The organism is Protofrankia sp. Cr1, from assembly GCF_963555865.1.
In the GTDB taxonomy this organism is placed as follows: Bacteria; Actinomycetota; Actinomycetes; order Frankiales; family Frankiaceae; genus Protofrankia.
Map to the genome: position 1 here is coordinate 13084 of NZ_CAUVXO010000047.1, position 2497 is coordinate 15580.

Annotated in this window: 1 protein-coding gene; it reads left to right on the top strand. The window is 68.9% G+C overall.

The window, feature by feature from the left end:
* Positions 1-20: 20 nt before the first annotated feature.
* The gene (gene purL / locus U9980_RS06845) at positions 21-2345 is read left to right on the top strand and encodes a phosphoribosylformylglycinamidine synthase subunit PurL (RefSeq protein WP_416210175.1); all 2325 of its coding nucleotides are present in this window, start codon (positions 21-23) and stop codon (positions 2343-2345) included.
* The last annotated feature ends 152 nt before the right edge of the window (positions 2346-2497 follow it).

Genomic DNA, 2497 nt, shown 5'->3' on the forward strand with positions numbered 1-2497 from the left:
CGTCCGGGAAGATGGATGACGTGACCGGCACACCGACCGTACCCACTGCCCCGTCCGCGCCCGACGCCGCCGGACCCCATGCCGCCCAGCCAGACGCCGCCCAGCCAGACGCCGCCCAGCCCTACAGGGAACTCGGTCTCACCGACGACGAGTACGCCCGGATCATCTCCACCCTCGGTCGGTTGCCGTCCGATGCCGAGCTTGCCATGTACTCGGTGATGTGGAGTGAACACTGTTCGTATAAGTCGTCCAAGGTGCACCTACGGCGGTTCCATGACATACCGGCCGGTGGGCGCATGCTCGTCGGGATGGGCGAGAACGCCGGGGTGGTCGCTGTCGGTGAGGGCCTCGCCGTCACATTCAAGATCGAATCACATAATCACCCGAGTTTCGTCGAGCCCTACCAGGGTGCGGCGACCGGCGTCGGCGGGATTGTCCGCGACATCCTGACCATGGGCGCCCGGCCGATCGCCGTCCTGGACCCGCTCCGGTTCGGCGATGCCGACGCACCCGACACGGCGCGGATGCTGCCCGGGGTGGTCGCGGGCATCGGCAGCTACGGCAACTGCCTGGGCCTGCCGACGATCGGCGGGGAAGTCGTCTTCGATCCGTCGTATCTGGGGAACCCGCTGGTCAACGCCTTGTGCGTGGGGGTGATGCCGGTCGGACGGGTACAGACTTCGGCGGCGACCGGAGTCGGCAACGCGGTCGTCCTGCTCGGTGCGAAGACCGGCCGGGACGGCATCGGCGGAGTGTCGGTGCTGGCGTCGGCGACCTTCGACGAGGGTGGCGGACCGGCGCGCCGACCAGCGGTGCAGGTCGGCGACCCGTTCACCGAGAAGATTCTCATCGAATCCTGCCTGGAGCTGTTCGAGCGCGGACTTGTCGTCGCCATCCAGGACCTCGGCGGCGCGGGGCTGACCTGTGCGCTGACCGAGACGACCGCCGCAGGCCTGGCCACCGGTGGCCCCGGTGGGATGGCGGTCGACCTCGACCTCGTCCCGCTGCGGGAGGCCTCGATGGTGCCGCACGAGATCCTCGCGAGCGAGTCCCAGGAGCGGATGCTCGCGATCGTCACGCCGGACGCAGTGCCCCAGGTGCTCGCGGTCGCCGAACGCTGGGGCGTGCTGGCCACCCGGATTGGAACGGTCACCGACAGCGGTCGTCTTGTCATCCGGTGGCATGGTGAGGTCGTCGTCGACGTGCCGCCCGGCTCGCTCGCCGACGACGGGCCGGTGTACGACCGGCCGATGCGCAGACCGGCGGACCTGGACGGGCTGCGGGCCGACGACCCCGCGGCGTTGCCGCGCCCGACAAGCGGAGATGACCTGCGCGCAACGTTGCTGACCATGATCGCCTCGCCGAATCTGTGTTCGAAGGCGTGGGTGACCGACCAGTACGACCGGTATGTGCAGGCCAACACCGTGCTTGCACAGCCCGAGGATGCCGGCGTGGTCAGGCTCTCCGACGAGACCGGCCTCGGCATCGCGCTGGCAACAGATGGTAACGGTCGGTATGCCAGGCTCGACCCGTTCGCAGGTGCGCAGCTCGCACTCGCCGAAGCATGCCGCAATGTGGCCGCGACCGGGGCCGTGCCGATCGCCGTCACGAACTGCCTGAACTTCGGTTCGCCCGAGGATCCGGAGGTCATGTGGCAGTTTGCCGAGACGACCCGGGGGCTCGCGGACGCCTGCCGCCAGCTCGGCCTGCCCGTGACCGGCGGTAACGTATCTTTCTACAACCAGACCGGATCGATGCCGATCAACCCGACTCCGGTGGTCGGTGTCCTGGGCCTCTTCGACGATGTGGCGCGGCGCGTCGCGATCGGCTTCACCGATGACGGTGACTCGCTGTTGTTGCTCGGCGAGACCCGCCCGGAGTTCGGCGGGTCCGAGTGGGCGTGGGTGGCGCATCGGCACCTGGGCGGGCAGCCGCCCGTGGTCGACCTCGCCGCGGAGAAGCTGCTCGCCCAGATCCTGGTTTCGGGTTCCCGCGACGGCATGCTGACCGCGGCGCACGACCTGTCCGACGGCGGCCTGGCATCGGCACTGGTCGAGTCCTGCCTGCGTGGTGGGCGTGGCGCCCGCATCGTTTTCCCCCGCGATGCGGACGTGTTCACCGAGCTGTTCAGCGAGTCGGCGGGTCGGGCAGTGGTGGCCGTCTCCCGATCGGAGGAGCTGCGGTTCACCGACATGTGCGGTGCCCGCGGACTGCCGTGCCGGCGTATCGGTGTGGTGGACGGCGACATCATCGACGTCCAGGACGCCTTTGCCGTCAGCCTCGACGAACTGCGGGTCGCCCACTCGTCCACCCTGCCCGGTATCTTCGGCGCCGCAACCACCTGAGTTCGTGTCTCGATCTGCCGATCTCAGTCAGGACCGATACCAATCACCCCCGCCCGTGGGTGATCCGTCACGCTCGGACGGTTTGGACGCCTGACCGTCGGGCAGCCCAGTTTCTGACGATGGATATCCCGGTCGCCGGGGCTGGCAGCTCA